Annotated in this window: 25 protein-coding genes and 1 pseudogene; 7 read left to right on the top strand and 19 right to left on the bottom strand. The window is 44.6% G+C overall.

Going from position 1 to position 23,359, the window contains the following annotated elements:
• The 19 genes from ABHC48_RS00130 to ABHC48_RS00040 all read right to left on the bottom strand — a co-directional run bounded on the left by ABHC48_RS00130 (position 1) and on the right by ABHC48_RS00040 (position 16,503).
• On the bottom strand, positions 1-2,277 hold the full coding sequence (locus ABHC48_RS00130) for a VirB4-like conjugal transfer ATPase, CD1110 family (protein WP_117552659.1): 2,277 nt from the start codon (positions 2,275-2,277) through the stop codon (positions 1-3).
• A gap of 97 nt (positions 2,278-2,374) precedes the next feature.
• The gene (locus tag ABHC48_RS00125) at positions 2,375-2,809 is read right to left on the bottom strand and encodes a PrgI family protein (protein ID WP_117505240.1); all 435 of its coding nucleotides are present in this window, start codon (positions 2,807-2,809) and stop codon (positions 2,375-2,377) included.
• A gap of 36 nt (positions 2,810-2,845) precedes the next feature.
• The gene (locus tag ABHC48_RS00120) at positions 2,846-3,592 is read right to left on the bottom strand and encodes a hypothetical protein (RefSeq protein WP_222847487.1); all 747 of its coding nucleotides are present in this window, start codon (positions 3,590-3,592) and stop codon (positions 2,846-2,848) included.
• Positions 3,589-4,146 (bottom strand): MT-A70 family methyltransferase, encoded by a 558-nt coding sequence (locus tag ABHC48_RS00115; RefSeq protein ID WP_005361089.1) that lies wholly within the window; start codon positions 4,144-4,146, stop codon positions 3,589-3,591. The genes ABHC48_RS00120 and ABHC48_RS00115 overlap by 4 nt, the downstream gene beginning before the upstream one ends.
• On the bottom strand, positions 4,146-4,598 hold the full coding sequence (locus ABHC48_RS00110; protein ID WP_117442477.1) for a SpoVG family protein: 453 nt from the start codon (positions 4,596-4,598) through the stop codon (positions 4,146-4,148). The genes ABHC48_RS00115 and ABHC48_RS00110 overlap by 1 nt, the downstream gene beginning before the upstream one ends.
• A gap of 38 nt (positions 4,599-4,636) precedes the next feature.
• Entirely contained in the window at positions 4,637-5,500 is an 864-nt protein-coding gene (locus ABHC48_RS00105) for a VirB6/TrbL-like conjugal transfer protein, CD1112 family (protein ID WP_117442478.1), read from the bottom strand.
• A 10-nt stretch (positions 5,501-5,510) separates the two neighbouring features.
• Positions 5,511-5,726 (bottom strand): Maff2 family mobile element protein, encoded by a 216-nt coding sequence (locus tag ABHC48_RS00100; RefSeq protein WP_005361081.1) that lies wholly within the window; start codon positions 5,724-5,726, stop codon positions 5,511-5,513.
• A 245-nt stretch (positions 5,727-5,971) separates the two neighbouring features.
• Positions 5,972-7,816 carry a VirD4-like conjugal transfer protein, CD1115 family gene (locus tag ABHC48_RS00095; RefSeq protein ID WP_117552645.1) on the bottom strand — a complete coding sequence of 615 codons (1,845 nt, stop codon included), beginning with the start codon at positions 7,814-7,816 and terminating at the stop codon, positions 5,972-5,974.
• Positions 7,813-8,289, bottom strand: a complete 477-nt coding sequence (locus ABHC48_RS00090) for a PcfB family protein (protein ID WP_223385988.1) — start codon at positions 8,287-8,289, stop codon at positions 7,813-7,815. Before ABHC48_RS00090 ends, ABHC48_RS00095 begins: the two co-directional genes overlap by 4 nt.
• A 45-nt stretch (positions 8,290-8,334) precedes the next feature.
• The gene (locus tag ABHC48_RS00085) at positions 8,335-9,150 is read right to left on the bottom strand and encodes a hypothetical protein (RefSeq protein ID WP_195698976.1); all 816 of its coding nucleotides are present in this window, start codon (positions 9,148-9,150) and stop codon (positions 8,335-8,337) included.
• A 17-nt stretch (positions 9,151-9,167) separates the two neighbouring features.
• The gene (locus ABHC48_RS00080; protein WP_117552644.1) at positions 9,168-9,584 is read right to left on the bottom strand and encodes a DUF3846 domain-containing protein; all 417 of its coding nucleotides are present in this window, start codon (positions 9,582-9,584) and stop codon (positions 9,168-9,170) included.
• A complete protein-coding gene (locus tag ABHC48_RS00075; protein WP_117552643.1) occupies positions 9,581-10,411 on the bottom strand; it encodes a hypothetical protein in 831 nt (276 codons plus the stop codon). The genes ABHC48_RS00080 and ABHC48_RS00075 overlap by 4 nt, the downstream gene beginning before the upstream one ends.
• Before the next feature lie 18 nt (positions 10,412-10,429).
• Positions 10,430-12,358 carry an LPD1 domain-containing protein gene (locus tag ABHC48_RS00070; protein WP_242994080.1) on the bottom strand — a complete coding sequence of 643 codons (1,929 nt, stop codon included), beginning with the start codon at positions 12,356-12,358 and terminating at the stop codon, positions 10,430-10,432.
• Positions 12,359-12,484: 126 nt separating this feature from the next.
• On the bottom strand, positions 12,485-13,387 hold the full coding sequence (locus ABHC48_RS00065; protein ID WP_117468897.1) for a hypothetical protein: 903 nt from the start codon (positions 13,385-13,387) through the stop codon (positions 12,485-12,487).
• An 82-nt stretch (positions 13,388-13,469) separates the two neighbouring features.
• On the bottom strand, positions 13,470-13,751 hold the full coding sequence (locus ABHC48_RS00060) for a hypothetical protein (RefSeq protein WP_005361060.1): 282 nt from the start codon (positions 13,749-13,751) through the stop codon (positions 13,470-13,472).
• A 32-nt stretch (positions 13,752-13,783) separates the two neighbouring features.
• Positions 13,784-14,008 carry a hypothetical protein gene (locus ABHC48_RS00055; protein WP_055156485.1) on the bottom strand — a complete coding sequence of 75 codons (225 nt, stop codon included), beginning with the start codon at positions 14,006-14,008 and terminating at the stop codon, positions 13,784-13,786.
• A 13-nt stretch (positions 14,009-14,021) separates the two neighbouring features.
• On the bottom strand, positions 14,022-15,002 hold the full coding sequence (locus ABHC48_RS00050; protein ID WP_055156483.1) for a DUF3991 domain-containing protein: 981 nt from the start codon (positions 15,000-15,002) through the stop codon (positions 14,022-14,024).
• A 77-nt stretch (positions 15,003-15,079) separates the two neighbouring features.
• Complete coding sequence (locus ABHC48_RS00045) at positions 15,080-15,952, bottom strand: DUF6017 domain-containing protein (RefSeq protein ID WP_005361053.1); 873 nt, start codon at positions 15,950-15,952, stop codon at positions 15,080-15,082.
• Positions 15,953-15,981: 29 nt separating this feature from the next.
• On the bottom strand, positions 15,982-16,503 hold the full coding sequence (locus tag ABHC48_RS00040) for a DUF5720 family protein (RefSeq protein WP_005361050.1): 522 nt from the start codon (positions 16,501-16,503) through the stop codon (positions 15,982-15,984).
• Positions 16,504-16,760: 257 nt separating this feature from the next.
• Between ABHC48_RS00040 and ABHC48_RS00035 the strand changes: the two are divergent.
• The 7 genes and pseudogenes from ABHC48_RS00035 to ABHC48_RS00005 all read left to right on the top strand — a co-directional run.
• Positions 16,761-16,937, top strand: a pseudogene (locus ABHC48_RS00035) (site-specific integrase); the annotation flags it as partial.
• On the top strand, positions 16,930-17,292 hold the full coding sequence (locus tag ABHC48_RS00030) for a hypothetical protein (RefSeq protein WP_118660815.1): 363 nt from the start codon (positions 16,930-16,932) through the stop codon (positions 17,290-17,292). The pseudogene ABHC48_RS00035 and the gene ABHC48_RS00030, both read left to right, overlap by 8 nt.
• Before the next feature lie 133 nt (positions 17,293-17,425).
• Complete coding sequence (locus ABHC48_RS00025; protein ID WP_195698977.1) at positions 17,426-18,436, top strand: AAA family ATPase; 1,011 nt, start codon at positions 17,426-17,428, stop codon at positions 18,434-18,436.
• A 72-nt stretch (positions 18,437-18,508) separates the two neighbouring features.
• Complete coding sequence (locus tag ABHC48_RS00020; RefSeq protein ID WP_118660811.1) at positions 18,509-18,742, top strand: complexin-2; 234 nt, start codon at positions 18,509-18,511, stop codon at positions 18,740-18,742.
• 221 nt (positions 18,743-18,963) lie between these two features.
• Positions 18,964-20,244, top strand: coding sequence for a plasmid recombination protein (locus ABHC48_RS00015; RefSeq protein ID WP_334285394.1), 1,281 nt, complete (start codon positions 18,964-18,966; stop codon positions 20,242-20,244).
• A gap of 276 nt (positions 20,245-20,520) precedes the next feature.
• Positions 20,521-21,246 carry a helix-turn-helix transcriptional regulator gene (locus tag ABHC48_RS00010; protein WP_195698978.1) on the top strand — a complete coding sequence of 242 codons (726 nt, stop codon included), beginning with the start codon at positions 20,521-20,523 and terminating at the stop codon, positions 21,244-21,246.
• A 208-nt stretch (positions 21,247-21,454) separates the two neighbouring features.
• Positions 21,455-23,080: a DUF6119 family protein gene (locus ABHC48_RS00005; RefSeq protein ID WP_195698979.1), complete on the top strand. Its 1,626-nt coding sequence runs from the start codon at positions 21,455-21,457 to the stop codon at positions 23,078-23,080.
• The last annotated feature ends 279 nt before the right edge of the window (positions 23,081-23,359 follow it).

Below are 23,359 nucleotides of genomic sequence, written 5' to 3'. Positions count from 1 at the left end.
TCACGCTTTGGTCCCCGCTACTTCATCCGGTCTTGTGGTAAGCACGCTGTACAAGAGTGTGTCCTTCGGGAAGTGGTCCACAAAGGGGATGATCACATTTCCAAAGAACAAAAGCCCCTCGCCGGGACCGGAATGGGTCACATACGAAAGCTGGTGCGGGGAGATTCCCAACTGCTTTGCCAAAATCTGACGGTCTCCCTGGGCCTGGTTGAGCATATAGATAAAGTCCGAGTTCTCAAAAATATTTTCGATCTCACGGGAAGCCAGAAGGTCCTTGACATTCTGCGTTAAACCTGATGGGATTCCGCCCCATTTACGGAAGCGTTTCCAGATCTCCACGCTGAAACTTCCTGTCTGCCCTTTCAAAAGAAGATGGAATTCGTCGATATAGAACCAGGTTGTTTTATGTTTGGAGCGATTGGCCGTGACACGGTTCCACACCGCATCCTGCATGATCAAAAGCCCGATTTCCTTTAAGGCTTTTCCCAGTGACTTAAGCTGGAAACACAGTACCCGGTGTTTATCCATCTGGATATTGGAACGGTGGTTGAACACGTTAAGGGAACCATTGACATAGATTTCCAGCGCCGTTGCGATATTCTGTGCCTCCGGTTCAGACTGTTTCAAAAGCAGCTCGTAAAGATCACCTAAGATCGGCATATTTTCCGGGCACGGGTCCTGCAGGTATTCCCGGTACACCAGTCTGGTACAACGGTCGATGATCGTCCTTTCAATGGGGGAAAGTCCTTCTTTGCCGCCGATGATAAGGTCACACAGCGACAGGATAAAATCACTTTTCAAAGTGATCGGGTTTTCATCATCGGAATAGTCCAGATTGATGTCCATCGGGTTGATGTAGTTCGTGGAAGTAGGGGAAATATCAATGACCTGCCCCTGGGAACCGAACTGCTGTACCAGCGGCCCATACTCATTTTCCGGGTCGGCGATAATGATGTCGTCCTCCGTCAGAAGGAACACATTGACGATCTCACGCTTGGCAGAGAAAGATTTGCCGCTTCCTGGGGTACCGAGAAACAGCCCATTGGGGTTTTTCAGCGTTTTTCTGTTCGCCATGATCAAGTTATTGGAAAGGGCGTTCAGGCCGTAATACAATGCCTCGCCCTCCTGGAACAGTTCACAGGTCGTAAACGGTACAAAAATCGCTGTGCTGCTGGTCGTAAGCCCGCGCTCAATTTCAATCTGGTTCGTACCAAGAGCAAGCGAGGACATAAGCCCCTGTTCCTGCTGGTAATCCAGCCGTTTTAAGGCACAGTTGTATTTCTGTGCCACACCCGAAGCGGCAAAAATATCATTGAACAGCTTTTGGCGTTTGGCAGCGATATTTTCCACCAGTACCGTCACAAGGAACATGCGCTCATTGCGGCTCTGCAAATCCTGCAAAAGATTTTTGGCTTCCTCTCCATAGGTGGCAAGGTCGGTGGGAATGATGTCCATGTCATACCCGGATCGGACCGCTTTCTTTTGTTCCTCAATGGTCATTTTCTGCAGGTCCGACATTTTGCGCTTGATGTTTCGGATCGCCTGCGCCTGGTCGATAGACTGGATATGCAGGTTGACGGTCACGGCGTCGTTTAAGTCAAGAAGATCCGCTAAAAGCCGGTCAGTAAGCTCCGGCGCTAGAATCTGCAAAAAGGAGACAGCACCGGAATGGTCGCCTACCCGAAATGTCTTTCCATCCTTTGAAAAAGACAGCCCGGATGGGGAAACGAAGTCTTTGGTAGAAAGACCGGTCTTAGGCAGATCCGACCACTGGAAATGAAACTTTTCCTGGCCGTCCGGGTGAAGCTGGCTGTGAAGAAGTTCCAGACGTTCCAGTCCGTTTAAGGATCTCGCCTGAACTCCCAGAGTCTTGAAATTTGCCAGCACATCCGTTTCAATGCGTTCCAGACGCATTTTCGCAGTACGCAGGTCATCTGCCTCGATCCCAAAGGTAATGTATTTGCGTTTGGTGAGACCGTTATTTCCTTTCTGCAACTGGTTCTTTAACATATCCCCGTATTCCTTGCGGATTCCGTCATACTCGTCGCCGCGGGGAGGGATGTCAATGCTTTTGGTAAAATCCTGCATATTGGCTCGCTGGTTGATAAAGGTAAGCTGCACATGGATCGAGGCGTCGAAGTAATTTAAGAAATCGCAGTAACCCTCGAAGATCTGTGCTTTATCATCTGCCTGTGCAAGCTGATAGTTAATATCAAAAAACTGCACCGTTTTGGTGTAAAGGGTATCGGTCAGCCGGCAGATCCCATCCCGGTACATTTCACGGTAGGGAATGCTCTGCTGGACCGTCTGCGGGGCATCTGCTTTCAGCCCGGCAAAAAAGCCGCCTTTTTTAGACGGCTTGGAACGGGCAGACTTAGTTTTGCCCTGCTTTGCATCGGCTCCGGTCTTTTTGGCCTGCCTGATGTTTTTTTGCAGACGCTTTTCCTGAGCTTCCTGCTGCTTGTTTTTTGGCAATCTTTGTAACCTCCTTCTTTGACATAGATTTATACAGGTTATCCGTCCTGTATGGACGGTCCTTCGGCCAGAGCTTATAACGGAGCCGGTTCTTCAAGATCTTTTCTGCCGGCTGCCCGTCACGCTCATACATGGCGAAGAAGAAAAAGGGCATCATCAGCCCGATCATCAAAAGTACAGCCGCCGAATTGCCGATCGCCCCGCGGGTAAAGAAATACACCGGAAGGCCGACAAGTCCGGCAAGGCTGAAACAAATAAGCTGGCGCTTCGTCAGATTGAAGGCCAGCTTAGTCTTAACTTTGGTTAAATCCTTTGGTACAGGTACATAAGGCATCTATACACCTCCCATCGTAATATAATTTCCGGCCCATTACCGTGCACCGAAATCGCGTACCGGTTTCTCCACAGCCGGACATTCCCGCACTTCCTGAGCCGCATTTTGCAGCCGTGCCAGGACAGAAACAGCCGGCTCTCTCTGACACAGGTATTCCTGGCTGTCTCGGATTCCGGCAATATTTTCCCGAATATCCATATCCACGTCGAGCACATCTGAAACCGGCATAAGCCAACGGTCTGCAAAGTATTTCAAAGGATTCTCAAGCGCCAGCACATCATCCAGCATTTCATCCCTGAACTCAAACTTTGTTGTCAGATAGGAATACGCCTCCTGCATGGCTGTAATTTCAGCAGCTTTTTCAATTAAGGATTCCTTATCTCTTGACATAAGGCTTTCCCTGTAAGCAAAGTAATTCTGTCCCAGCCGTTTCATCAGGAGCGTATATTTGTCCTGTGCGGAAGGTTCGCTTGTGAAATGTTCAAATTTTTGCGCTGCATCAATTTCTTTGAGAAGATCGCAGATCGGGAAACTGTGTTCATGGTTATTTTCTTCCCAACACCATCGGGCTACATCCAACGGGTCCTGAAAAGAAAGAAGCGCCTCTACTTCCGCCGGAGTAAATACATGCTCAACCTTCAGATAATAGTGGAGTTCCGAAAGTCCCTGTAACTCGTAAATACTGCCGATGTTCTGTGCATCCAGCATATCCGCATGAACCTTCAAACACTCGTCCAGCCGTTCCATAAGCAGCCGCTTTGCATCTTGTTCTATCAAAATCACCCCTTTCGCTCCGGCATAGTCAGCGTACAGTTCACTTCATTGCCCCATACATCCCAGCCGGGTGTCTTTTGTCTTGCAAACAGTTCCACTCTGGGCTGATCGCCCATGAGTTTTACGATCTTATCCCGCACCTCGTCCGGTTTCTTGCTGTGCTGCTCAATATGGGAGATCACAAACTGATGGATTCCCGCACATTGGCGTTTCGGACGGCCTCTGGTTGCCAGCAGGCAGACCTCCGCGTTTGAGCGGGTCCAAAAGCCCATGCCATAAAACCAGCTATCCGCTTTCCGGTTCTGTTTGAGCCATAGAAAAGCCAGCGTTTTATATTTGAATCCCCAGGCATCGATCACCCGGAAGGCTTCATTGAGCTGCGGGAAGGTCGCCCACAGAAAAAGGGCACTGTCTTTTGCGGCAAGTTCCGATACCGGCAGGGCACAGATTTCTTCAATGCTCATTGTGGGGTAATGGTTTTCCGCAACGCCGCTTCCATGTTTCCTGTCATAATGCCAGGGCGGATCGGCATAGATAATGCCGTACTGTTTCGTTTCCGGCATTAGCGAGCCTGCTCATTCTTAGATGTGGCCGGTTTGGCCGGCTGTTCTTTGACCTTACCGGCATTTTCTTTCAATGCACCGGTCAGGGAAGGCTTTTCCGCTGCTCCCTTTGTCGCTTCAAGAGTTGCCTGCAAATTTTCAATAGCCTGCCCGTACCCATCGATTAAGGCATCGTTGAGCTGCTTGCGGAACTCTGCCGTAACCGGCCAGCAGACATCTTTCCAGTTGCCTCCCTTATCCTGGGTTGCGGGCATATTGACATACAGCCCCTTTTCACTGGAACAGATACGGAAGCCGTCAATCTTAAAGCATCCGCCAATCGTAACATTGGCAAACGCCAGCAGGTTTCCCATTGGGGCGATCGGACGCACGCGGACATCCAGCTTCATGCCGTTTGCCATTTCCGGCGTCTGTGTCTCCGGCGCCATTTTTTCTGTATTGGTTTTACTCATATATAAAATCCTCCTTTTTAGAATTGGTTTTGTTCATGCTATCTTGCATTAAATATGGATTTGGATAACGAACCTGTCTTAAACAGGGCAAAAGCCAGCAGTACCGTATAACCCGCCGTTCCCCAGATCGCGCCGTGCACGTCGCCGGACGATGGGATAGACTGGACCAGCACTGCATAAATGGCAACACAGATCAGGATCAAAAACCCCTGAAAGCCCAGGGCAAAAAGGGAACGCAGATACCCGGTTCCCATTTGTCCCCATTCCCGGTTTGCCATTGTGGAAAACGGGATCGGTGCAAGGCTCACGGTTAAATAAATCTCGATCATACGGCCATATACAATGACAAAGATCACGATGGACAGTACCCACATACACAGATTGATGATGTTGGTTTCCAGCCACAGTCCAATCAGTTCCCACATTCCCATTGCTTCAAGCTGGGTTTTCAGATCAGACAACGCCGCCTGCACATCCAGGTTCCCGTTTATGACACCGGCACTTTGCGACACCACATTTTGGGCCACATCAAAGACCGCCATCACAATCGTAAAACAGTTGGTGAGCAGGTAAGTGGCAACAAAAGTCTTGAAAATCCACTTGAAGATGTTGAATGTATCGAATTCGTGCATGTTGTTCTTTTCGAGAATCATCTGGATCAGTTCATACACCAGAACAAAGGTCAGGATCATGCCCGCAATGGGAATGACGACGGTTTCTGAAAGATTCTGAATCATGGAAAACACGCCGCCATTCCAGCCCTGCGGGGTCTGTCCTACCTGATTTGCCACATCCGCAACCTGATTGTTGACGGAGTTGAAAATACTGGTGTACTGTCCGGTGATCGCATCGATCAGGCCCTCTTTAATCCAGTCTGTTATCCATTCAAACAGACTGCCCATAAGTCAGCCCTTAACCGAACAGGCCGGAAAGCAGCGGGATCAGCGTTGCACCAACCAGAGCGATACCTCCGCCTGCCATAAGCTGCTTGATCCCCTGGGATTTTGCACCTGGGTTATCATTTCCGTAACCTTCGAGAAGGTTTACAACACCCCATGCGCCCAGACCTGCGCCCAGGGCGATCACAAGGATCTTCAAAGTATCAATCGCGCTTGCAAAAAATGCCATATAGTTCCTCCTTTAATTTCAGAAATTTTAATTTGTGATATGGCCGTATCAGGCCGGAAACAAAAAAAGCCGCCGCACTGTTTTTAGAAAAAAATCTGTTTCAAACAGCACGGCGGCATGGGGCAGGAAAAATCCTGCGGTTATTTACTTTTCAGGGAGAATCACGAATCCTCAAAATATCCTCCTTTCATCGTGACAAAAACAAAGCCTGCCAGGGCGTCATGCTTTGACAGGCAGGAACAACTCTATAAAGTCTGGGAAGCCAGATCTTCGGCTGTGACTTCATAATTACGGTATCGTTCACCGGGACGCATCGGCATCCGGGTAGAAAGAAACTTTTCGATATTAAAAGCGTTCTTCTCATTAAAATCGGAAAGCAGTTTGTAATTTGGGTGTTTGGTTATATCGTATTTCCGGGAGAGGAACGGCCGCACACCCCTGATCTGCAGCAGACATTTGCCCCCGTCCATAACTGCCAGTTCATCCACCGACATCAGGTCCTTTCCCAGCTTTTGAAAATTTTGTCCGTGGGATTCCTGATTTCCCTTTGTGACACTGGTGTTATACAGATCAATAGTCTCTTTCCCTAATAGGGAGTTCCAGCTTTTTAAGGTAGTTTCTTCTTTGCCTCCTAAGAAAAGAGAGGCGTCACAGTTACCGATGATGGTGTCCATGTTGTCTTTATACAGGGCTTTGAGCTGGCTTTGCGCCTGCAGCACCAAGCAGGCAGAGATCTCACGGCTTCGGATGGTCGCCATAAGACGCTCCAGGTTCGGGATCTGCCCGATATTTGCCGCCTCGTCGATCAGGCAGCGCACATGGATGGGAAGCCTGCCCCCATATACATCATCCGCCCGCTCGCATAAGCGGTTAAACAAAATGGAATAGATCAGACTGATCAAAAATGCAAAGGTTCCGTCCGTATCACTCATAATAAGGAAAAGAGCGGTCCGTTCATCCCCCAGCATATCCAGATCCAGCTCGTCATACATGGTAATTTCCCTGACTTCTTTAATGTCAAAAGGAGCCAGTCTGGAAGCACAGGAAATAAGGATCGACTTCGCTGTTTTTCCGGCAGCGAGCTTATATTTTTTATATTGACGCAGGGCAAAATGATCCGGGTCTTTCTGTTCCAGAGCGTCAAAGAGAAGGTCAACGGCATTTTTGAATGACTCGTCATCCTCACGGACCTCCATTGCGTTCAGCATTTCTACCAGTGTGGCAAAATTCTGTTCGTTTACCGGAGCTTCATAGTAGATATATCCGATCAGTGCCGTATAAAGCAAGGTTTCTGCTTTGACCCAGAAATCGTCTCCGGCTTTTCCTTCGCCTTTGGTATTGGCGATCAGGGTAGTGACGATCTTCAGAATATCTTTCTCGGAATGAATGTAGGCGAATGGGTTAAAGTGCATACTTTTCTGAAAATTGATCGTATTGAATACCCGTATTTTATAGGGCTCATAGATAATCTTTCCTTTTTCATTACGCATAGGCTTTCCGTCCTTGTCCAGCTTTGGTGTGCCTCGCTGCAACATCTTTCCGCATTCCACAAGGACTGTACCTTTCGGATCGGTGACGACGTAGGAACTGTGCATTTGCATCAGATTGGGCTTGATGAAAAAGCGCGTTTTTCCCGAACCTGATCCTCCGACTACCAGTACATTTTTATTTCTTGCATTGGCCGGATTTTTGGGCCGTCCGTTTAACATCAGTCCTTCACTTTGGGTAAGAATGATATTGTTTTCCGGCTTTGGGTCCATAAATGGGGCAATATCGGCTTTATTTCCCCATCTTGCAGAACCATATTCCACATTTTTGCGGTATTTCTTAGCGTCTTTCCCTCTAAGATAGACTGCCAGCCGCATAATGGCTGCACCGCATAAACCAATCAGCCAGTCCATTGCCGCTCCCGGCCACATACTCTGAAACGCAAGGGCAAAGCCTTCGGACAGTCCTAACAGCTTTTGGGAAGCGTCTGCTCCGGGAGCCAGACGCACCGCCTCGCCCAGCTTGGCAAATACCAGAAGGAACAGAATATAAGGCAGATGGAGAATGACCTGTTTTTTCAGTGTTTCTGCATCAATCTTCATCGTTCCGGTCCTCCGTGTTCTTTGTTCTTTACACGGTCACGGCCAAGCGACTGCGCCAGTTCTTTGAACTTATGAAGCTGTGTAAGCAGCGACGGTCTGGTGCTGCGTGTAAGGTCTTTCTTCGTATATTCCTTAAAAGCTGCCGTCAGTGCATCCGCCTGGTTTGCCTTGAAATATACCGTCCATTTTGGGGGATCGGTCCCAAGTTCCTTTTCTATATGGTAGCGTACCTGATGTTTCCTGGCATACCGTTCAAAAGAGCGGATTCGCCCTGAAACTTCAATGGTATTGGCTCCGGGGTCTTTATAAGTCAGCCGCTTCATGCTGTTGCGCCCGACTTTTGGCATTGTGCGTTCCTGTTCCATCTTTTGGAGTACCGCAGCAATAGCCGCACGCAGTACCCGCCCTGACAGTTTTGCTGCCTGTATAGAAACAGAAACCGTTCGTTGTTCGAGATCTTCCTGCAAGAGCATCCTCCTTTCTGATAAAATCGGTATTTATAATATGGAAATAACTTTTTACCGGCTTTCCCCAAGAACCTGCTGTCGGGAAGCGTGTTCAAAGGCTTTTGCTGCCTGATCGACCTGAATTTTAGCATGTTTCAAAAGCGTCTTGATGATCGTAGCCGGGCGTTCCTGTTCCTCCAGATGATCGACCATCCCTTTGCACTCATCCGGGAGGTATTCCGCCATATCTTTCAACACATCGGAAAAGTTACCCATAAAGCCCCAGCAGCTATCCGACAGCTCCCCGTTTTTATAAAGCTCAAACCCATAACATTCGCCATGCAGATAGGAATCGTAAGCGGCGACTTCACTGCGCATCAGTGCGTCCGCTTTCTGCCGGATGGTGCCGGTCATCTTGTCAGCGTCAAATTCCTTTAGGGCATCTTCTTTGGAAACATAGATCCAGCCGACCTGTCCGCTGTCCCATTCTGCATGAGGGGCCCTGCCTGAGAAACTTTCTGTACTCATGGCAAGACCTGAGTGGTCGTAGAGATAGAGGGGGAGCATCAGATACTTTTCCGAAATTACTTTCTGCATTGCTTCATCGATCGCCCGTTCCTCTGTCTTTGGTCCATGCCGGAAACGGCTGCTTACAATGTTTACCATCCGTTCATAGCGTTTCATGCCGGCTTCATCATGTCCTACGGTATCTAAATACATTTCCCGCAGGAAGTCGTCTTTGTCCATATAGTTGTGATGGTCGCCCAGCGCATAGCGGGGATGGAAGCATACCATCGTCCCAAAATGTTCATCTACCTCACGGGGAGAGATCAGAATATCGTCCGGCTGCACCATAAGGGCATAAGGTTCATTTACTGCCATTAACATAATTGGCTCCTTTCTTTCTACAAATCCGGGCCGGAATGGTGCATCCTCGGTTTTTCCCGGTGTTCATTGGTTGCAGGCTGCTTGACTGCAATGATCTCGCCGGCAATCCTTGCAAATTTTTCAGGGTACTTGAACTGCTCCCCGTATTTCTCCATCAAGTCCGGGGAAAGGTCTGTAAAATCTTCCTCGCCAAGACCAACGATCAGAAAATTCCCGGACACAATATCATAAACGTGGCCGTCATCATCAAAGAGAGCCCGGTTCAGAGGCAGTCCCATCAGCTTGCCTTCATCATTGCAGATCAGAGCCACCGGGTCCTCATACGGATAGACCGCCTGAATGTCTCCACCCACTGCCGCCTGCAAAGATTTCAGACCGCTTTCAATCTCCGCAGCATAAGGGGACTTGCCCGGCTCTACCATTAACACTTTCATAACTGTATATCCTCCTTCTTTTTCATTGCCATACCGGGAGCGGCTGGCGTTTTTTCCTGGGTTTTTGCCACAGAGAGCTTCCCCAGGACGGAAGGCTTCTCCTGGTTTTGGGGCGTAAAAATACCGCCCTCCGAAACCTCGGCGGCGGCATGTTCCGTTTTGGTCTGTTCCAGTCCTTCAACCGTATAACCAGGTAAGAGAGTGCCATGAACCATAAAATGACGCTCATATTCTTTCGGAATTGGCGGGGAAATTTCCGTGAATAAATGGGAATAGGCTTTCTTCCGCCCGTCCAGGTATTTTATGGCTGCATTCTTATCTGTATATCGTTTCTGGTTTTGTCCGGCAATCTTTTCTCCATATCCCTGCTTCGGGGAATGAATACGGACTTCCCATGTCACATACCAGGCAACCGGAATACTCTGTTTTGTTTCCCTGTCATATTTCGTATCTTCCCAAATACTGCAGGTCATCTGATAGACCCGGTTGCTGATTTTCTGATCCGCCCTCCAGTTATCGGTGTCTTTCCACTGATTGCCGGTATGTTCAATCTCAGGTGTACGAAGATATTCCAAAGCCCGGTTGATCGTCTGTGTTGCCGCTGCCTGCTGTTCCCACTGTTTTGCGGCAGCCACCACGATTTCATAGGCTTTCTGCTCCCCGTCGATACTTCCCTGGCGCATGGCTTCCAGGCTATCGGTTCCCATTGTGATCAGTGTAGAAATATCCACATTTTCACAAACTACGCTGTGCTCAATTTTAAGCTCCGATCCCGGCGTCAAGTGGTCGCCATACCGGTAGGCACGATAATCTTTATTTTCTTCCAAAATGCTGTTCACCTCCTGCTATATTTCCGGCTCGTGGTTTTTTCTGGAAAACGTCTGTGCCGGTGATTTTTTATCTGCCGGCCTGTTTGCCGCAAGCTGATCCATCACGGAAGGACGGCCGACGCCGAACATGGATAGCTGCCCGTCCGCCGCCTCACGAAGTTCAGAAACAGAGAGGGGAAGCGTTACATCGGCATGGGTCAATAGCTGTTCCCGTTTCAAATCCTGAATGATCTCGTCAAAAACAGCGTTGATTGCACGGCGTTCTTCCCCCACAGGGAAGGCTTTCAATACCTCCATTTCTCCGTCTTTACCGGAAACCAGGGTAAGGGCACAGTCGGCATGGCCTGCCAGATAATCCGATGTGTAGGGCAGTTTGTCCTTGATATAACAGGCAAAGGCTCTGGCTGTCATTTCCACATTGCTGTCCCAATAACCGCCGTCTTTTTCACATTCTTTTCCCATGCGTACCGAATTACGGTAAAAATCAGTTTCCGTCCGTCCAATCTGCGGAGCTTCCTGCGCCTGCATCCCGGAAAGCATACGCTCAAAAATTTCCAGCCGTTCCCGTTCACTTTTGGGAATTACCCGGCCGGTAACATTCTTCTTAAATGCGCTGATCTGTTCCACAGAGCCGGGTTCGCCGGACAAAAATGCTTCCCGCAAGACTGCGTAGGTTTCCATCTGTTCCTCATTGCCATACCGTTTCAGGGAGGCAAGAACCGAGGAATCCAGCCAGCTTGCCGCATTTTTCCGGGTGCGTTCTGTTTGTGCTTCCGTGCGCTTTGCTGCCTGTTCCGGTGTTTCCGGTTTATACTTCATGGTGTCAATGAGTTTTTGGAACGGCGCATAGAGGTGGGGCTGTTCTGACAGCATCCCTTTTGCTCCCATCTTTGTACCAAGATAATCGTCAAGTCCATGCCACCATTCATGTGCCAGGGAACCGGCCCCGTGCATTTTTGTAAGATTGATGACTGTACGCAAAGGTTCATAATGAGCTGCAGCATTGCCACTGCCTCTTGCACCAAAAGCGATAGCAAGTGTTCCCTGATAAGCAATATCTTTATCGCTGATCTTAAGGGCTGACGCCAGATCCTTTAGTGCTTCAAATCCCATGTTAAGGGAGGTCTGCCGGTCGTTCTGGTTCATCCAGTTTCCAAACTCACCGCCGCGGAACCCAAAGGTATCAAGATAATGCTGTCCGGTGATCTCCACGCCATTCCGATAATCCGGTCCGGTACGTTTGACATGGGCAAGCTGTGGAGGGACAAAACGGATCTTTCCGTTTTTGTTCCTGCCTTTGGCAAGTTCCTGCACCCATTTCAGGGCAGCTTCTTTGGTCTCAAAATTGGTCCGCAGGATCGAATAGCCTTTTGTCACATAGTAGGTACCGGGTTTCCAGTCCCCATTTTTAGAATAGGTCTGTTTCCCGTCGTTGAAGTGGATCGCATAACCTTTCGGTATTTTCTGCTCTTTGGAAACACAAAACTGTTCCTTTTTTGCTTTCTGAGCAAAGTTGCGCTCAAAATATTCAGCCGAGCGGATCAGCATGGTATTGGACAATTTGTTTGTAATCACGGGATTGTCCTGACCCTTTTTCGTTGCCCGGTAATGGATTCCGCTTACCCAGCCCTGTACCTTTTCTAAATATCCATTGTCAACGAAAAAGCGGTCATAGGCTCTCATGGCATCCTCCACAGTACGGACATCTGAAAGCACTGTCTGCAATTCCCGGACTGTTTTTATATACTCCTTTTGCCTCGCAGTCCGTTTTTCCGGGGTGTCATCCGTGCGGTAATACTGAGGAGAGGCGTTTAAGCCGTCCCTTGCTTTTTTGATAAAATAGACCACGCCAAGAGGAATCCCTTCCTCCAGCATGGCTGCATAGTCCGGCTTTTTCCAGACATTATCCTTTTTCACAAATTTTTCGGCTTCGCGCTCATTCATGGCTTCCAGATCATCCGCATACAGCCCGCGGTCTTTCCACAGGTCTTTTTTCGCACCGCCGATCTTTTCACCGAAATCTTCATGCACTCCTGCCAATCTTCATCACCTCCAGTCAGTGTAAAATTCTTATCGCTCCGGGGCAGGGCGACGTTCTTCGTTTTTGTGAAGTTGTGGGAGGTTTCCTGTGAGCCGGTCAGTTTCCCTGCGGATCAGTTTGTCCAGAGCGCCTAAATCCTCTGGTGCAATGGCAAACTCCCGGTAATTTTCATACCACAGGCCCGTAGAGATTGCCGCGATGGGCGCAATTTTCTCCGAACCGGATGGAAGAAGGCGATACACAGGGGCTTCGTCATAAAGAAGCATCTGCTTTGCCGTTCCCTGTGGTATGCGGTACTTATCCATATCCGGGTTCTGGGCTGCCTCCATATATTGCATATTCAGGCGTTCTTCTAAATCCTGGGGCATATAACGAAATGCCTGATCCATCCACTGTCTGAACATCGTGGAATAGTGGTACTGCCATTCCGTAACTTGATTCGGGGCATAAGAAAACCCCCAACTTTTCAGAGCATCTTTTTCGTAAAGCTCCATTTCAGTCCATTCTTTCAGGCTGACCGTAGCCGCTGAACCATCTTTGCGTTCGATATTGACGCCGCAAGGATAGAGGATATTTCTTTTTATATCCTGCCGCAGCGTGTCTAAATCCATCATCAGGACATCTCCGTACAAGTGACCGCCCTCTCTGCGATCCGTATGAAACAGGAAAGCCCTCGCTCCGATAAACTCCGTTGTTGAGATCATTTGATAAAGATCCGCCGTAGAACAATAAGCAAACAAAGCGTCGGAAAGCCATATGTGATTTTTTCCCATGATGGCAATGGAATCAGCCCCGGTATTTGTCGCCAGAGAACGCATATTAAATTCGCATTCCCTAAGAAAATCTCCGGCAAAAATATGGAGCTCATACGCAAAGACGGATAAGTCTGTATCACGGATCAAATGAATCTGCGGTAGTGGTTCCTGATTCAATCAAATTCCTCCTTTCATGTGAAGCAGCTCTTTGACCTGCTCATTTTCCGCAAACGGCTGGCTATCTGTCTCCGCCATTTAATCAATCCCTCCCATCTGCCGGTAGCTGCCCGCCGGCAATCTTGCCGACAATCTCCGGACCGGTTTCATAAATCTGCATGAGGCGTTTTGCTGTGCCGCAGGGCTGTGCAGCTCCGCTGGTCCAAAGACGCACTGTGGATGGGGCAACATTCATCAAAAGAGCAAAGCCCTTTTCGTTCATGTCCAGCTTTTTCATCAGCGATTTAACCATATCGGGGCCGTAGTCTGGACACCGGGAAGCCTCGGCAATCATCTGCAAAGCGGTATTTTCAATTTTTTTCATTTTCAAATCCTCCTGTTATTTGTTTTCCAGCCTTATGCCGGAGCAAAGCTGATCTGGTTGTGTTTCATCCTTTTGGCAAAATCCGGCAGCGAATAATTTACCCCGTCAATTTCTGCATGGGTGTCATCCAGACGATGACAAACAGCAAAGTGCCTGTCCCCGTTTCCATAGAACAGGCAGAGTAAACCATTGTCGGGAATGGAAAACAGCGCTTTTCCGGCGCTGTCTGTAAAGCAGATATGTTGAGATCCATTCATGTTGAAATCCTCCCTAAATTGAAACAGCCGCCTCTTTTGGGCGGCGTTGGTGCTGGCTGGTTTGCAGTTGTTCCCGAACCAGCAGCAATTTCTCATTGTAATCTTTTCCCATCCGGGGAGGGTTGACACTTACCCGGATATGACGGAAACGTTTATCCTCGTGAAGCATGGTCTTGATTTTCCGGGCATTGACAAATCCGGCAAGGTCGTGGTCCATATAAAGGGTAACACGCCGGATCTCCGGGTGGCGTTCCAGGAAAGAAGTCAGCGCCACATGGGAAGTACCTCCCAAAGACAAGCGGTAACCATTCCATTTCCATCCCTCCAGCTCTTGAAGTGTCGCATGGGAAAGCGCATCAATAGGAGCTTCAAAGACTGCCACATGCCGGCTGCCCGGACTTTGCGGGGGATAACAAAAGTTATATCCTTTGTCGCTGCCATAGACATCCTTTTTGAGATTGCCGCTGATACTGCGCATACAGGCAAACTTCGCTTTCCCGGAATCATCTTTCCCAACAAACACACAAACCGGTTCTCCATGATACCGGGCTTCGTAAAAAATCCCGGCTTGTAAACACTGGCGAATGACTTCTGAGCTGATCCCCCGTTTCTGCAAATAGGAGACCGCAGCGGTCGCGCAACGTCTGGCCCAGGGGAGAGCGAATGTTTTCTTTTCCGGCTCTTTTGATACCTGTATTTCTGCCGTACTTCGGTAAGCCGGTTCCTGTGGGATTTCGCCACCTACCAGAGCATGAACCGCATCCACAAGACCATATCCCCGAATCTGGATCAGGTAGTCCAGCGCATTGATACTCCGTCCGCGGCTGTTCCAGTACCAGTACCTTTTCCCGGTCACATATACCAGACTGTCATGCTCCTTATGCCGGAAATTAGGTCCATCCTGTTTCAGCACGCCGGGTTCATGGAATTGCAGGTAAGTAAACAAGTCAGCTTCCCGCGCTGCCTGAATCTGTTCTTTGGTTACGCCGGGCATAGTACCGGCACAGTGTTTCTTTTCATTGTGCTTTGCCTCCTTCCTGTGATGAAATGAAAAAAGACACCCAAAGGTGCCTAACAGCCGTACAGGTCGTGATTGACCTCGGCACGGTAATAGCTGTCCATTGTAGCCGGGGCATTATACAGCGCCGCCAGCAGATACGCTTTGATGTTTCCGACCTTCGTTGTGTTCTTGTCGATACAGTCAAAGACATACTCTAAGTGGCCGGAATTGATCTTCAGGAACCGGCTCTTGACGATCTCCCTCGGAAAATCATCTCCGGCAATGCGAATGTAAGGGCGTTTCGACAAAATCACTTCAAGCATAAGTTCAAGGGCTTCATCCAAACGTTCCCTGCCATACCGTAAGACCAGTAAGTCATATTCAATATTTTCTTTGATGATTTCACGATAGGCTTCTATCAGCTCTATCCGATCCATCCCATCCGTGCGGTTTGCCGCTTCCGGCTCTGCCGGATAGATTGATGGATAAGTTATTGATTTATCTTTTTTTGATTTTTTTGTTTTTAATGGATTAGTATTTAATTGTGCCGGATTTTCCTGTTCAGGTTCCGCCTGTTTAGGTTTTGCCTGTTCTGGTTTTACCTGTCTTGGATTTTCCCGTTTAGGTGAAAGCCCTGTGTTTTCGGTACTTACAGGCTGCTCATGGATCGTATATTCAATGTCTCCCAACTGCCCGTTATCATAGCGGAGGCGCTGTCTGGTGAGATAACCATGCCGCTCCAGTTCCTTCAGGGCAGTAGTGATAGAATCCACACCATCCTTGCAGATATGGGCGAGTCCCTTTGTGGTATAATCCCAATCTTCCGGCAGCGACAACATAAGTGATAAAAGCCCCTTTGCCTTTAAGGACAACTCCGTATTGCGCAGATGGTGATTGCTCATTATCGTAAAGTCCTTTGTTTTCTCTACACGGAATACTGCCATTGTACCGCCTCCTTTCTTCGACTATTCCGTTACAAGGCATGATCCCTGCGGTCATAATGGAGATGACCGTCAGAGACCTTCGCATGGTTTTTCAGTTTCACTTCGCCCCGTTCCTGGCTCTCTAAAAATTTCTGATAGCCGGCATCTGTAAGGAACAAGCGCATCTTATCGCCTTTGTCGCCAACAGGGGAATCGTAAGACAATACATCAAAGACGATCATGTGCTTTACTTCTGGATCAAAGCGTTCAAGTGCCATGATGTCATGCCCCTTCAATTTTTCTGCCCCTGATTGTTGTCTGGCCTCGGCGATCTTTTCTCCAATCGTCCGGGCTGGATAGGGCAGACGGTAATTCTTCTGAATATCTTTTACCAAGTCCATGCACTCTGCATTTGACAGAACACGAAGTTTTGCCATAAGACCTTCTGCCGCCTCCCGCTGTTCGGAATTATTTGAATACCGCACGGTCATATAAAGTTCATTCAGGATCTTTGTCTGATAATCGCCCTCCACTTGAAAGAGCAGCTTTTTTTCCATTTCGTTTAATTCCATGTGGATCTCCTTTCTCTCGAAAATGAGTATGAAAAAAGGGCGTCCACCTATAAAAGTGAAACGCCCACGGCAACCAGCGGTCAGACATAAAGCCGGACCGCTGGCACTATTAAATTTTGTCGTTAATAAAACAGCCTCCTTTTTTCTTTATAGTTTTCGTCAATTTTCAACTTGGAAAAGGAATTGAATAAAAGACGACAAACGCTCAAACCCCTTGAAAATAAAGGCTTTTTCTGTTTGTCGTTATTATACCGTAACGGCATTCTCATGTGTCGTTATTGATCAATATGGGATATTCTGCGGTGGCAATAGGAGAAAGGGTAGGACATGAAAGTGTGGAGATCACATATCGATATGCACATTTGTTCCCGACAATCCAAATAGAAATGGCGGAAAATCTAAATCAGGAAAGAGAGGAATATCTGGATGAGTGAAAAAAATAGGGATAGCAAGAATCGGTGGCGTAATGTAACCATAGCATTTCGAATGTCTCCGGAAGAAGATGCAGAATTAGATTTAAGAGTGAAACTTTGTGGATATCAGACGAGACAAGAATATATCATTGAAAGCGTTTTACATCAAAAAGTTACAGCAGTAGGAAATCCGTTGATGTTAGTACAGTTTAGAAAACAACTTAAAGGGATTGAAGAGGAACTGAAAAGGTTGACTACATTAGAGGATGCCGATGAAGAGTTGTTTACACCTATTCGAACGATGTTGGAAATATTAAATGCATTTGCAGAAGAAAGGAACTATGAAAGAAGGACAAAAGAAAAAGCCCAGAAATAATCTGAGCAAGTTCCCTGATCATCAGAATAACTGATATATCACCTTAACAACTTGAGTATATCACAAAATTGTTGTTACAACAATTGCTAAATTCTGTTTGCCAGGGACTTGCCCGGTTGGGCAGGAGGTGGAAATGGAAGATAATTATAAAGAAGTAAAAAAGGAAGAACCATGCCTGAAATTGATCCACATGGATCAGGTTGAAGTGGAAGAAATCGAGTGGCTCTTTTATCCATTCATACCATACGGGAAGGTCACCATTATTCAGGGAGATCCTGGAGAGGGTAAGACCACCGTGGTGTTGCAGATCATTGCAAAGTTAACAAAAGGAGAAGCAATATTAAGTGAAACAAGCGAAGGAAAATCCGAAGAGATAGGTGTAGAGCCAATCAATGTGATTTATCAAACAGCTGAAGATGGATTAGGCGATACGATCAAACCGAGATTGTTAGCGGCAGGGGCTGATTGTTCCAGAGTCTTGGTGATTGATGACCAGGAACAGCCATTAACAATGGTAGATGCAAGGCTGGAAGAAGCGATCATACAGACGAAAGCAAGACTTGTAGTATTAGATCCAATTCAAGGCTTTCTTGGGGTTGGTGTTGATATGCATAGGGCAAATGAGATTCGTCCATTGATGAAAAGAATTTCTGTATTAGCAGAGAAATATCAATGTGCCATTATTCTGATCGGTCATATGAATAAGAATAGTAATGGAAAATCATCCTATCGTGGATTGGGGTCTATTGACTTTCAAGCGGCAGCAAGAAGCGTGTTGATTGTTGGAAGAGTGAAAGATGAACCGGAAATCCGAGTGATCTGTCATGTAAAGAGTTCTCTTGCTCCGGAAGGAGATGCTATCGCCTTTCGATTAGACAAAGAAAAAGGATTTCATTGGATTGGAAAATATGACATCAGTGTAGAGGACTTATTGTCTGGTGATGGACGAGGGCAAAAGATCCGAAGTGCGAAAGAATTTTTAAAAGAGATCTTAGCAAATGGATCAATGGAACAGGCAAAAATAGCGGAAGAAGCAGAAGAACGAGGAATTAAAAAGAAAACACTTTGGAATGCGAAGAAGGAATTACAGATTGATTCTGTGAAGATAGGAAATAAATGGTTCTGGATGTTACAAGACGAGTAAAGGAAGATGGCAAGATTACCATATCTTAAAGAATAGGGAATCTTGCCACCTTGAATAAAAAGGAGTGAAGCAATGAAAAAAGTACAGATTGATTATGAACTGTTTCGAAAATTGATCTTTTATCATCTGTGTTCAGATGCTCAGTATGAAGAAGAGATTCGAAATGGCTTGGAAGAAAAATTGGATGCATTAGTCAGACATGAACTCTATACGAAGTATAAGACTGCTCCTTCTGAGGAAGAGCAGGAGAAAGCACGACAGGAATATTTAGATAAGCGTGGAGTGTCAGCCAGTTATCGATGGTGATGTTTGTTTGGGGAATATAGAACAGGAGCGTGGCACGCACCTGTGAATATCAAACAAGGAAAATTGTCGTAGAGTGTAGCCGATACGGTACTGGCTGATTTGAAAGCTCCCGGCAGGGCGCAAGGGTACTTTTGATGGACGTTAGGCTGTCGAAAGTGCTTTTGCGTTACTTTTGACAAAAGTAACAAAACATAATCGTCATATCTGGCGTTTTAAAATGAATGAAAGGAGATTTATTGAAGAGGACAATTAGTTTTATGACAGGAAAAGGCTCCCTGAACCATAATAGTAGAAAATTTCATGCAAAGAATACGGATCCGAACAGAACCCATTGGAATGTTGAATATTGCAATGAAAATATCAAAGACGTATATCATGAATTATTTGACGAAGCCTTGAAGCGATACAACGATAAACAGACTAGAAAAGATCGTAAGATAGATGATTACTATGAAAAGATACGTTCTGGAAAACAAGAAAAATTATTTCATGAGGTTATCCTTCAGATCGGTGATAAAGACAATATGGGATCAGAAACGATGGAAGGACAACTTGCTGCAAAGATATTAGATGAATACATGAAAGGATTTCAGGAACGGAATCCTACGTTGCGAGTATTTGCTGCTCATCTGCATTTAGACGAAGCAACGCCACATCTACATATTGATTTTATTCCCTATGTTACAGGAAGTAAGCGAGGACTTGATACAAGAGTATCTTTAAAACAAGCCTTATCGTCATTAGGATTTAAAGGTGGTTCCAGAAGTGAGACAGAGTTAAATCAATGGGTACAGTCAGAAAAGCAAAAATTAGCCATGGTCATGAGAGAAAATGAAATAGAATGGGATCAGAAGGGAACTCATGAACCACATCTTTCTGTATTGGATTACAAGAAAAAGGTTCGAGAACAGGAAGTAGAAGAATTAACGGAACATAAGAATTTATTGGAACATGATTTGCATGATATCAGTGAATGTGTGGATGAGATCCAAAAGGAAAAAGAACAGGTAGAAAAAGAGAGAGATGCAGTAATTAAAAAGACAGAAGTATTAGAAAAACGATTTTCTGCACTAAATTTAAAAGCTGGACGTGTTGACTCACATGCACGTGAGTATGGATATTACCCGGAAGAATGGCTGCCAGAAGCTGGAACTTTAGAGTCAGCAAAATCTTATCGGAAGAGAATATTTCCTTTGGTGAAAAAAGTTGCGAATATGATACAGGTATTATATAGCAAGTATTTGGATTTGAAAAACAAAAATCAAAAGCTATCAGATAGAAACAGCGATCTTGAAAATCGTGTAGATCGGTTGCGAGAGGAAATATCTGTTATAAAGAAAGATAATGTAGCGTTATTAAATGTGGTATATGATATGGATCGGGTTGTAGCTGTTTTAGGAGAAGATAAGGTAAAGGAAGCGATAGAAGTGGCAAAACATTTGGAACAGGAAAATGCAAGACAAAAAATCAAGAAGAGACGTATAGATAGAGAGAACAGATAAAAAATGGTTGTGAAAATGGACTAGTTCAGGACGGATTCTGGATTAGTCTATTTTTGAAATATATGGTTATAAAAATAAAATCAAGAATGAAAGTTAAGAAACTATAATGTATAATATTTTAGAAATAAAAGATAAAAATAGCATGTTTTATGTAATATAAAGCCTGAATAACAGCATGGCAAAGGAAATTTGCGTAATATTTTGGGATAGGTAAAGCCACATTGCTAGCCATCAGACATAAAGGCGAGTAATAATATGGCTAAAGGAGGTAAGCAAATGAACATTGGTGAAAAGATTATCGAAATCAGAAAAGAAAGAAAAATGACACAGGAGGATTTTGCAAAAATATTTCATGTAACAAGGCAGACAGTTTCAAATTGGGAACATGAGAAAAGTTATCCAGATTTGCAAACAATTATTCAAATCAGTGATGAATTTAATATTTCGCTGGATAAGTTGTTAAAGGAGGACATACAAATGGTGAAAAAAATCGATAGTTATAAGAAATATAAAAAGGTATTTTGGGGAGTGGGAATATCTATTTTAAGTATTGTTATTTGCGTAATAATATATCTGGCTGTATGTACGGTGCAACATAATAAAATGTATGATAAGGTACTAGACGCTGGATTTGAAAAAGAGTTGACGGAAGATTTTATCGAAAAATATCAAGGCTATTATGCTTTGACAGAAGATGGCGTGGATTATTTGGTGGAACCAAAGGCTATTGGGAAATACGAATTAGATAATAAGAATTTTGTTTTAGTTGCTCGAAAAGGAGAGCAAGATATTACATTGATGATTGATGAGAACAAAAAAATTACATTAGCATTATACCCGGGACGGATTGAAATTGATCAGGAAGGAAAACAAGTGAATGTAACAGAAAATATGACAGATGAACAAAGAAAACGTGAAAATGAGTTGTTAAGCGAACGAAAGGAAGAACTTATGCCTATTCTTCATAAAGCTTTAGAACTTTGGGAAGCAATAAATAATTAAAATGCTAGAGTGCATATAAACAGTTGCTTTCATAGTAGTATAATAGTTATGAACAAATAGCTCAGAGTGTAAGCTTTGGGCTATTTGTTTTAGCTGGAATATATTAACATAGTATTTTGAAAATAACCGTGAAGCATATTGTTATTTTAAAGAATAAAATAGTATAATGTATGCAAATGATAATGTACGAAAATGTATGAGGGTGTATATGGGACAAGTAAATTTATATAAAATTGATGAAAATAAGAGAATTGGTTTTCTTGATCAACTTAGAGAAAAATTTGAATTTATTGGAGAACAGAATTATAATTTGTCGGATGACGAGAAAAATACATTTACTGTAGGTACATATGTATATTTTCCGGATGAAAAAAGGATACCGGAATGGCGATGGATATTAGACGAATACGAATGTGAGTTTGAAGGAACAGTAGGAGCACCTAGAGCTATTTTAGTTATTGAAAATAGGGGAATTACATATGCGGTGACATATGGTTTTTCATATTTTGCAGTTGATAAATATTGTGACATTGATTTTGCATTTGATTTTGCAAGGAGAGTTGTTTTTAAACAAATAAAAACAACGACATTAACTGCACCAAATGCACAGAGGAATAAGATGATAAATGTATATCTTAATTATAACGATATATCTTTTGATAGTGGTGAGTCCTATGCAAAAATAAAGGCGAAAGTGAAACTAGAAGAAAATTTTACCCTACATGGAGAAATGGTGGAAATTGGACATTCTATAAAGACTCAATTACCGGAAAATAATATTGCTTGTATTTTGAAATTTATAGAATATGTTGAAAGAGTGAGAAAAAAAGAGGAGTGTCAAAAAATTCCCGTATTTAGCAAGATAAAAGATGAAGATACTATTCATGAGTTAGATGAAAGATTACTTGAAAAGATTGAAGAGAATATAGAATGTATAAATATATCTGAACTAGATATTATTGGTGCTACGGAAATTTTTAATAATAATGATGCTTCTTTTACATTAAAGCATGAACACAAGCACCAAGACATACAGGAACTGACAAAAGAAAATATCTTGCAGTTTATGGAAGAAAATAACTTCAATATAAGAAAAAATTTTTTAAATATAAAGGTTGTTAGTAAGAAAAATGGTGAACCAGTATGTACAGATATCATGAAGAAATTGGTTGATTTTACTGATGATGAGAAAAGATGCTTGCTTCTAAAAGGTGAATGGTATTCATTTAATGATGATTATGTCCAGTATTTGCAGGATTCGATAGCAGAATTAGATGTTATTTATGATTCTCGATTTGATTTTTCTAATAAAAAATTATCAGAATATGTGGAAAGAAAATATCAAGAAGAAAAAGATTGTATAGATTATGCTGGTCTAACAGGAGAACAGATAAAGAAAAAAATTAAAGATAAATATTATGCAGAACGTGTTTTTAATAATATATTATCAGAACAGTTTGGTTTTGAAAATCATGATCGAGATAGTGATGAGACTGGAGCGGGAAAGGTAGAATTAATGGATTTATACAAAGATGGAACAATGTATGCAGTTAAGATTGGAAATTCTTCTGCTAAATTAAGTTATGTTGTTGAACAGTCTATTAGTTCTACAAGAATGTATAAACATCAATCGCTTCCTGATATGCCACGGGTAGAGAAAGTTGCTGTTTGGATTGTTTTGAAACGATGCACACATTTGCCGGAGATAGATGGAAAGCCAGATCTTTCTTCTTTAAAAATGATTATGTTAAAAAATCGGTTAGATGCATGGAAAAAAGAAGTTAGAATATTAGGTTATATCCCGGTGGTTTACTTAAATTATTGGGAAGACTAAGGTTTTGAAAAACAATAGATAGAGTTGGGGGGAGGGGTGAACACTTTGCTGACAATAAAATGACAATACAATCGGATAAAAACATAGCGAATACATACAAAACAGTTCGAAAATGAACTGTTCAAAAACTAAAACAACGAGAAAGCACTACAAAGCGAATAGAACTTTGCGAGTTCGAATAATTTGAAATGCTTTAAGAACCGTAAGCGCTTAATTTTTAGGTATGATAGAAAAATCCCCGACTACTTTTCAGTAGCCGGAGCACCTTGACAATTCACA

Source organism: Ruminococcus sp. 1001136sp1 (genome assembly GCF_039841815.1).
Lineage (GTDB): Bacteria > Bacillota > Clostridia > Lachnospirales > Lachnospiraceae > Blautia_A > Blautia_A faecis.
Note: the sequence above shows the minus strand (reverse complement) of the source record. Positions and strands in the feature narration are given on the sequence as shown.

Excerpts from the sequence above, each read along its gene's own strand:
- ABHC48_RS00130 (WP_117552659.1), bottom strand. The coding sequence starts at position 2,277 with ATGTACCGGGATGGGATCTGCCGGCTGACCGATACCCTTTACACCAAA.
- ABHC48_RS00125 (WP_117505240.1), bottom strand. The coding sequence starts at position 2,809 with ATGCCTTATGTACCTGTACCAAAGGATTTAACCAAAGTTAAGACTAAG.
- ABHC48_RS00115 (WP_005361089.1), bottom strand. The coding sequence starts at position 4,146 with ATGCCGGAAACGAAACAGTACGGCATTATCTATGCCGATCCGCCCTGG.
- ABHC48_RS00110 (WP_117442477.1), bottom strand. The coding sequence starts at position 4,598 with ATGAGTAAAACCAATACAGAAAAAATGGCGCCGGAGACACAGACGCCG.
- ABHC48_RS00105 (WP_117442478.1), bottom strand. The coding sequence starts at position 5,500 with ATGGGCAGTCTGTTTGAATGGATAACAGACTGGATTAAAGAGGGCCTG.
- ABHC48_RS00100 (WP_005361081.1), bottom strand. The coding sequence starts at position 5,726 with ATGGCATTTTTTGCAAGCGCGATTGATACTTTGAAGATCCTTGTGATC.
- ABHC48_RS00095 (WP_117552645.1), bottom strand. The coding sequence starts at position 7,816 with ATGAAGATTGATGCAGAAACACTGAAAAAACAGGTCATTCTCCATCTG.
- ABHC48_RS00090 (WP_223385988.1), bottom strand. The coding sequence starts at position 8,289 with ATGCTCTTGCAGGAAGATCTCGAACAACGAACGGTTTCTGTTTCTATA.
- ABHC48_RS00085 (WP_195698976.1), bottom strand. The coding sequence starts at position 9,150 with ATGTTAATGGCAGTAAATGAACCTTATGCCCTTATGGTGCAGCCGGAC.
- ABHC48_RS00080 (WP_117552644.1), bottom strand. The coding sequence starts at position 9,584 with ATGAAAGTGTTAATGGTAGAGCCGGGCAAGTCCCCTTATGCTGCGGAG.
- ABHC48_RS00070 (WP_242994080.1), bottom strand. The coding sequence starts at position 12,358 with ATGAATGAGCGCGAAGCCGAAAAATTTGTGAAAAAGGATAATGTCTGG.
- ABHC48_RS00060 (WP_005361060.1), bottom strand. The coding sequence starts at position 13,751 with ATGAAAAAAATTGAAAATACCGCTTTGCAGATGATTGCCGAGGCTTCC.
- ABHC48_RS00055 (WP_055156485.1), bottom strand. The coding sequence starts at position 14,008 with ATGAATGGATCTCAACATATCTGCTTTACAGACAGCGCCGGAAAAGCG.
- ABHC48_RS00050 (WP_055156483.1), bottom strand. The coding sequence starts at position 15,002 with ATGCCCGGCGTAACCAAAGAACAGATTCAGGCAGCGCGGGAAGCTGAC.
- ABHC48_RS00045 (WP_005361053.1), bottom strand. The coding sequence starts at position 15,952 with ATGGCAGTATTCCGTGTAGAGAAAACAAAGGACTTTACGATAATGAGC.
- ABHC48_RS00040 (WP_005361050.1), bottom strand. The coding sequence starts at position 16,503 with ATGGAATTAAACGAAATGGAAAAAAAGCTGCTCTTTCAAGTGGAGGGC.
- ABHC48_RS00030 (WP_118660815.1), top strand. The coding sequence starts at position 16,930 with ATGAGTGAAAAAAATAGGGATAGCAAGAATCGGTGGCGTAATGTAACC.
- ABHC48_RS00025 (WP_195698977.1), top strand. The coding sequence starts at position 17,426 with ATGGAAGATAATTATAAAGAAGTAAAAAAGGAAGAACCATGCCTGAAA.
- ABHC48_RS00020 (WP_118660811.1), top strand. The coding sequence starts at position 18,509 with ATGAAAAAAGTACAGATTGATTATGAACTGTTTCGAAAATTGATCTTT.
- ABHC48_RS00015 (WP_334285394.1), top strand. The coding sequence starts at position 18,964 with ATGAAAGGAGATTTATTGAAGAGGACAATTAGTTTTATGACAGGAAAA.
- ABHC48_RS00010 (WP_195698978.1), top strand. The coding sequence starts at position 20,521 with ATGAACATTGGTGAAAAGATTATCGAAATCAGAAAAGAAAGAAAAATG.
- ABHC48_RS00005 (WP_195698979.1), top strand. The coding sequence starts at position 21,455 with ATGGGACAAGTAAATTTATATAAAATTGATGAAAATAAGAGAATTGGT.